10 protein-coding genes are annotated in these 6,881 nt (G+C 70.9%); all 10 read left to right on the top strand.

Annotation, left to right across the window (positions count from 1 at the left end):
* Window positions 1-624, top strand: a 624-nt coding sequence (locus O3Q52_RS46170; protein ID WP_332113008.1) for a hypothetical protein, incomplete at its 5' end; no start/stop codon positions are given.
* 77 nt (window positions 625-701) lie between these two features.
* Complete coding sequence (locus O3Q52_RS46165; RefSeq protein ID WP_266586577.1) at window positions 702-1,439, top strand: glycosyltransferase; 738 nt, start codon at window positions 702-704, stop codon at window positions 1,437-1,439.
* Between the two features lie 151 nt (window positions 1,440-1,590).
* Window positions 1,591-1,992 (top strand): hypothetical protein, encoded by a 402-nt coding sequence (locus tag O3Q52_RS46160; protein WP_266586576.1) that lies wholly within the window; start codon window positions 1,591-1,593, stop codon window positions 1,990-1,992.
* Complete coding sequence (locus O3Q52_RS46155; protein WP_266586575.1) at window positions 1,989-2,339, top strand: hypothetical protein; 351 nt, start codon at window positions 1,989-1,991, stop codon at window positions 2,337-2,339. The genes O3Q52_RS46160 and O3Q52_RS46155 overlap by 4 nt, the downstream gene beginning before the upstream one ends.
* Window positions 2,340-2,663: 324 nt before the next feature.
* Complete coding sequence (locus O3Q52_RS46150; RefSeq protein ID WP_269654464.1) at window positions 2,664-3,416, top strand: hypothetical protein; 753 nt, start codon at window positions 2,664-2,666, stop codon at window positions 3,414-3,416.
* 119 nt (window positions 3,417-3,535) lie between these two features.
* Entirely contained in the window at window positions 3,536-4,033 is a 498-nt protein-coding gene (locus O3Q52_RS46145) for a hypothetical protein (RefSeq protein ID WP_269654463.1), read from the top strand.
* Window positions 4,034-4,142: 109 nt separating this feature from the next.
* Entirely contained in the window at window positions 4,143-4,565 is a 423-nt protein-coding gene (locus O3Q52_RS46140; protein WP_266586569.1) for a hypothetical protein, read from the top strand.
* A 547-nt stretch (window positions 4,566-5,112) separates the two neighbouring features.
* Window positions 5,113-5,331, top strand: a complete 219-nt coding sequence (locus O3Q52_RS46135; RefSeq protein ID WP_266586567.1) for a tetratricopeptide repeat protein — start codon at window positions 5,113-5,115, stop codon at window positions 5,329-5,331.
* The gene (locus O3Q52_RS46130) at window positions 5,328-6,233 is read left to right on the top strand and encodes a hypothetical protein (protein ID WP_266586566.1); all 906 of its coding nucleotides are present in this window, start codon (window positions 5,328-5,330) and stop codon (window positions 6,231-6,233) included. Before O3Q52_RS46135 ends, O3Q52_RS46130 begins: the two co-directional genes overlap by 4 nt.
* Window positions 6,234-6,254: 21 nt before the next feature.
* On the top strand, window positions 6,255-6,881 hold a 627-nt coding region (locus O3Q52_RS46125; RefSeq protein ID WP_269654462.1), incomplete at its 3' end, for a hypothetical protein.

Below are 6,881 nucleotides of genomic sequence, written 5' to 3'. Positions count from 1 at the left end.
CCGCGCCACCGGCCGCGCCCGCACGCCGCCCCTCCCGCTGACCCGCCCCGTCGACAGGAAGATTCTCTGTCCACTCGTTCTGTCATCGCCCGCCCCACCGTCACCGGCTACGCCGGGACGTACGTCCACTGGGACGGCTACCCCAGCCATCACCTGCCGCTGCTGCTCACCGCGCACCAGCACCGGTTCGCCGGCGACACCGAGGCACTGGCCGCGTACCTCATCGAAGACGCGCCGGAAGGCTGGTCCTCCCTCGGCACCGACCTCCTCGACCAAGCGCCCGACGCCCTGCGCGACCGCCTCGCCGCCGGCCGCGACCGGCCCGGCAACCGATACCCGGCCCGGCCGACCGTGCCGCCTCTGATCTACACGGAGCGGACGGCGTCCCGCCTGAACTGGGGATACGTCCTCCACCCGCACGGCATCGAAGTGATCGGCCTGCTGGCGTACGACCGCGGACCTGTCGTCGAGTGGGACACCGACCCGCGCAGCCGCATCGTCGCCGATCCCGGTGCATGGAACCCGGATTCTCCGGAGCCGGTCGTGCCGCCACGTACCGCCCCGCGCCTGTCCACCACTGCTCCTGCATCGGCGCCGACACCCCGCAAGGCCGCCCGCCGATAGCCCCGGCAGCCCGCACCGTCCCCACCGAAGCCCGCCCGGAGAAGCCCCTGTCGCCGCACCCTCACCCTAAGATCACCGTGGTCATCGCCACCCAACTCCGCCCGGAGCGACTGGCGTTCCTCACCGCCATGCACGCGAGCCTGTGCCGCCAGAGCGTCCCATGGGAGGCCGTCGTCGCCCTCGACGGCGCCGACCCCACCCGGCTGCCCGCCGCGCTCGCCGCCGACCCCCGCATCCGCACCCTCGCCCTGCCGCGCCCGGTCGGCGCGGCCTGCGCCCGCAACTTCGCCCTCAACGAAGTGCGCACCGAGTATGTCCAATGGGCTGACGACGATGACGAGTTCACCGACTGGGCCATGGCGCTGCGGCTACGCACGCTGGAGGAGACCGGGGTGGGCTGGTGTGCCGGATACAGCCAGGACCTGCACGCGGACGGGTCCACGACCCTGTGGCGGTGCCCGACGCCGCCCGGCCGGCATGAGGCCGGGGACGTATGGCGGTACTGGAAGGACCCGGCCGACACCATCCCGCTCGGCCCGACCACCCTCCTGGCCCGAACCGACCTGGTGCGCGCGGCCCCCATGGGCGGTCTCGTACAGGGCGAGGATTACTGCGCTCTCGCGATCACCTGCCTCGCCCCGGGAATCCTGCTGCCCGTTCCGGTATACCGGTACCGCAAGCACGCCGCGCAGATGACCGCGCAGGACTCCTACGACGAGTTGGAGGGAAAGGCGCGGGTCTTCGCCCACCAGTTCGGAGCCAGCCTGCACGCCGCAGCGCGCGCTCTCCGCGATTCCGCCTCCTCCGCCGCGTAGCTGAGGCGCCCCGTTTCGCGCCCGCTCCCCGATACCACCTGAAGAACCATGCGCCCAACGACCCCGACCAGGACAGTCCCCGACCGCTCAAAGAAAGGATTCGCCTCTGTCTGACCACTTCCGCCTCGGCGCCCATCCCGACCACGGCTTCGTGGCCGCCGCCACCGCGAACATCCCCGCGCACCTGGCCGACTGGTTCCTGGTCCGTGAACAGTTCGAGCCGGTCCCCGAGACCCCGGGCTTGTACCGGCTCACCCACCCCCAGCAGGATGGGGTCCGCCGGACCCGCCAGGCCGTCCTCGACCTTCGCCGACACGGCTACGAGGTGCAGGCCGACTACCCCCTCGACCCCGCCCTCACCGCCGGCCCACCGCAACCGGCCGTGCGCAACAAGCTGATGGAGCGACGCAACCCCATCGCGCAGGCAGCGGCCACCCGCTCCCCGCAAAGGCTCACCGCCCCGACAGCCACCCTCCCTGAGTTTGTGCCGCAGACCGCCGCCATGCCCGTGGGCGACCGAGCACAGACAGCCGGAAAGGGGCGGAGCCGATGAGCGACGAAGCGATCCGCATCACCCGCGGCCTGGGCGGCGAAGTCGAAGTCGACGGCCCGGTCGATGCCTTCGCCGCGAGCGTCCTGGCCCGTGCCGGATTCGACACCTATCCCACGCTGCGCGGCGTGTGGATCCGGTTGCCGTTCGACCTGGGCCGCACCTGGGAGAACGAACACGCCACCTGGGCTGCGGAGATGCTTACCGCCGCCCGCTACAGCGTCGACCTCGACCCTGACCTGTGCCCCACTCCGGCCGCAGCCTCCGCACCGCCGACGCTACGCCGCACGAAGACCGCGATGACCGCGCAGCCCTCGCCCGCCGGCACCCCGCGGCGGCCACGGCGCTGACCCGGCGTCCCAAAACGAAAGCCCGCTGCCCTGACTTCCTCCGCCGAGATCACCCTGCACCTCGCCGCCGGCAACACGATCGTCGCGCTCCCCAGCGGGGAGCGGCACCGGTGGGCCACCACCGCCCTGGAACTGACGGGATTCACCCGGCACCAGGACGAGGTCCACCGGCTGGGCCTCGACAACCACTCCCAAGCACGCGAGGCGCTCACCCAGCTCCACCAGACGGCCCGCGACTGCCAGACCAAGGTCATCACCAGTGAGCGTCCCTATCTCGGCGACATCGCGTATGTCGTCGCCGAGGGCCTTCCCGGTCCGTGGGAGGTGGACATCGAGCACTACCCGGACGGCAACATCCCCACCCACCTGCTGGACTGGGTGTGGGAGGCCGACCCCATGCTGTCCCCGCTTGTGAAGTACCGCAACTCAGGTGCGGCGATCCTCCGCGACGGCGGCGGCACCGAACTCCTCCTGGCCGAACGCCCGTGGGATGGCCAGTACCTGGTCGCCGCCCTGCTTCCCGCCCCTGACCACCTCCACGTGATCGGCGCAGGGCCACGCACTGTCGCCGCCCCCACCGCCCATGCAGTCGCTGCAGAGGTGCGTTCACGCCTCCTGCCGGAATTCGAGCAGCTGGTGAACCTCGCGCGGCTGCGCGAAGTGCAGGGAGACCTGAACTGGTTGCGGGACGACGTCGAGCCCGGCACCGTGCCTTACCCGTACCCCGCGGACCTGGACGCCGCATTGGAGCGTTTCCTCACCCACGCGCCCTACCTGATCGCGGCAAGTCGTCGCGACGGCGCCAAGCCCCTGGCCGCGCAGGATGCGAAGGTTCTCGACCGCTTCGAGACCCTCCTCGCCTCCGTGACGCAGTCCAGCGACGACGCCGGAAGCGGGCTCGAACCGGGCGGCACCGATGAGGCCATGGCGGTGTGGCTCGAGTCCGGCGAGGCCCTGGTCGCGGTGGTCCGCAGCGCCACCGTCGCGTCGTCCCAGGGACCTTCCCGCCCCACCGTCTCGACCAGCACGCCGCCGAAACCGCCCGCGCCCGCTGCCGCCACCGGGCGGACCCGCTGACCGTCCACCACTGCCGCCTTGCCGAGGCCACTGCCCGGGGTGCTAGCACCCCGCCCAGGTCGCGCCGAACGCCCGGAACACACCGAACCACCCCTGACAATAAGGAGATTCGCCCTCATATGGCCGTCCGAACGACGTGGAACATCGTCCACAGCTGTGGACACGAAATCTCGCATGATCTTTCCAACCGCCCCGCCGACCGGCGGGCCGGATTCGCCCGCTGGCTGGAGGGACGCGACTGCACCGACTGCTGGAAGGCCGCCCGCGACGAGGACGGCGCCGGCAAGGAGGAGTGGCTGGCCGCCAGGCGGGCGGAGGAACAGCAGGCCGCCACCGAGTGGGCCGAGAGGTTCGACATGCCGACGCTCGAAGGACCCGAGAAGGCTCTCGCCTGGGGTGAGCGCTCCCGCCACCAGCTCGTCACGACTGCGTACAGCGCGCTGGTGACCGAAGGCAGCTGGGACGAGGCCGACTGGGCTGCCCTGGAGGACACGATCCGCACCGTCACCCGCGTTGGGTGGTGGATCGATCAGCGCGACGCCGAGGGCACTGACCTGCCCGAACTCCTGGATGCCGCCACCAGCGACGACACCGGAACCGAGAATCCGTTCCGGTAGACACAGGGTCTTATACCCGACGATCACCGGTTACCGAAACCGGGGATCGTCCGGATCCTTGTTCCTCCCACCGCCTCCCCTGCGCGTGATTGTGGAAGGAACCCCTGCTGTGCCCGATGCCGTTTTCCGCCATCCGCATGCCCCAGGTGACGTCGTCACCCCCGAACGGGACATCACCCACCAGCACTTCCGGCCCGGCGACCAGGTCGTCATCCTCAAGGGCACCTCCGGCAGTGAGCTGTGGGGAGACGCCTACAAGGTCGTCACGCCCTCGTGGCACACGCCGACCGACGAGGACGGGTGGCGGCTGTACGACCCGGCCGGCGGCGAGCGCACGTACCTCACCGCTCACCCGCGCTACCTCGTCCATCTCTCCAGCCGCTGCCCGGACTGCCTCATCTACCAGCAGGCGCTGCGCACTTACCTCGTCCCACGCCTGGCCGGCGCCGAACAGGACGTCGACTGCGGCTGGTACTCGGTCAACCACCTCAATCAGGTGGTGCACGTCGCCGACGCCCGAGGCGGGCGATGACCCCCAGCCCCGAGCGCAACGCGGCCCTGGCTCGCGTGGCTTCGATCGCCATCGAGACGGTCGCCGGTACCCAGTGGCCAATGCGCCTGGCCGAGGCCCTGCGTGATCTGGACGCGACGTGGCAGGAGTCAGCCGAGGTGTGCGCTGACGTCGCCTGGCAAGCCCGCGCCGCCGGGAACAGTGCGCTGGTACTTCTCGACCCTGAGCACGTCACCGACCCCGGCCCCGGCCCGGTCATCTGTCGGGCGTACCGGCACCTCTACCTGAGCGCCCTGCGCTACGACTTCCGGTGCCGCTCAATCGAATCCCTCCTGAACCAGGTGCCGTTGAGCGTGCTGAATGCGGACCCGTACAGCTGGGCGCTGTACGCCTTCGCGCGCCTGGGCCAGTCCCGCTCGGATGGCCTGGCCGTGATGGAACAGGTCCTCGCCACCGCATCGGATCACCCCAAGACTGCAGGTCCTGCTGCACGGAGTGTGGCTGGGCGGTCTGCTTCCCGGCCGCGCGGACGCGCTGCTCGCCCTCGTGGACCGGCTGCCCGAGGGCGGTGGAGACGATCCCGATCGCGCAGTTCCGCAAGGCTTCGGCGCTGCGCGCGCTGGGCCAGTACCGCCAGGCGCGCACGGCCATCGAGCGCGCCCTGGAACTCCTGCCGCCGGGCAACCTGGCCGTCCACTCCAACATGGTGCGCGAGCACACCCTGATCACCGCCGCGCACGACCTGACCCAACTCGCCCGTAGGCGCCGAAAGCCCACCTCCCAATGATCATCCGTATCCATCCACGCGACATTAGCCCCAGCGGGCCGTTTGCCGAAGCCCTCGGCCGCTCGGTCAGCGACCAAGAGGGCCTGACCGAGCACACGGTGGTCGCCCACTGGCCGGGGCTGGACTATTGCACGCTCGACGACGAGCAGAAGTCCTGGACGTCCGCCGAGTGGGCCGAGCACCTGGACGACCCCAGCTGGCAGCACCCCTTCGCGGTCTGTGCGCAGGACGACCGACGGGCCATCTGGCACGCGGATGTGCGCCTGGACGCCTGCGACCGCGACCTCACCGGCCCCGAGTGGTCCGAGATCGCCCACCGGATCGCCCGCATCGCCGGCATCCAGCGGCCGGGGGACGACCACGGCTGCCGCTGGATCGCCGTCCAGGCACAGCCCGGCCGCCTCGACCTGCTCGCCAACCTCATCCGCCCGGACGACACCTGGACCACGCAGCCGCACCGGCTGTTTCCGCTTCTGGCAGCCGAGTGCCGACGTATCGAGGCCGAGCTGGACCTCCGTTCTCCCCTCCTCGGCCCTGATCCTGGGCAGACCGCCCGCTTCTCGGAGCGCTCCACCGCGGCGGGCAACGGCGCTTCACCAGGCGCTGCCGACGCCACCACTCAACTCGCCGGGCTGCTGCGCCAGCTCGCCGACGAGAACACTGGTCCGCTCGCGACCGTGCGCGGCCTCGTCGAGCACACAGCCCACCGTCTCGATCGCCTCCCGCATGCCTACGGCCCGGCCGCAGGACACCAACTGGAGCTGATCGCCCGCCGCTTGTACGGCGTCCAGCAGGATCTCGACGCGACCGCCGCCGCCCTGCCCGCTACCGCACGGCCGGTGCCCCTCTCGACCCGGATGACCGCCGCGCCTCCCACGCCCGGCACCCGGCTGACCCACTGACCCGACAGAAAGAACAGCTTCTTGGCCTTTGCCGATCGCTTCCTGACCCTGGGGCGCGACGCGCACTCCGGAGAAGTCCTCGCCCGCGGCGGCGATCCGGAAGCCCACAGCATCCTTCAACGCACCGGCTTTGTCCCCGTCGTCCGCCTCCACGAGACCTATCACCGCCTGCCCATCGGTCTCGACATAGCCGAGGAGGAACGTCTCGCCACTCGCGCCGTGGCCCGGCTGCGCGCTGTGCGCTACCACGTCGAAGCCGATGACGCCTTCGACACTAAGACGCGCGAGGCGCACTACCAGCCACTCGGCTCGCTGGTCGCCGACCTCGCCGAGCGGATCCGTGAAGCCACCACGAGCGGCGAGGTCGCCGCCGCGCTGACCGAACTGACCGCCTCCCACGACGGAGTGCTCATCTCGCTGGGCGACGTCCTCACCGCGACCGCCGCCTTCTACCAGGGCCTGGGCCAGGCCCCGGATCCGCACACCGCGAAGCGGCTGCAGTACCTCGGCGACCACCGGCTCGGCGTCATCCAGTCCGACCTCACCCACATGCGCAACGACCTCGCCGACCGGCACCAGAACCACCCCCAGCGCCGCGCGTGCACCGCCGACGTCGGGCCGGACGGGCGCGAAGCCTCCGCCGTCTGC

The sequence above is a fragment of the Streptomyces sp. ActVer genome, assembly GCF_027270795.1.
In the GTDB taxonomy this organism is placed as follows: Bacteria; Actinomycetota; Actinomycetes; order Streptomycetales; family Streptomycetaceae; genus Streptomyces; species Streptomyces umbrinus_A.
This window is presented reverse-complemented; position numbering and strand designations above follow the sequence as displayed.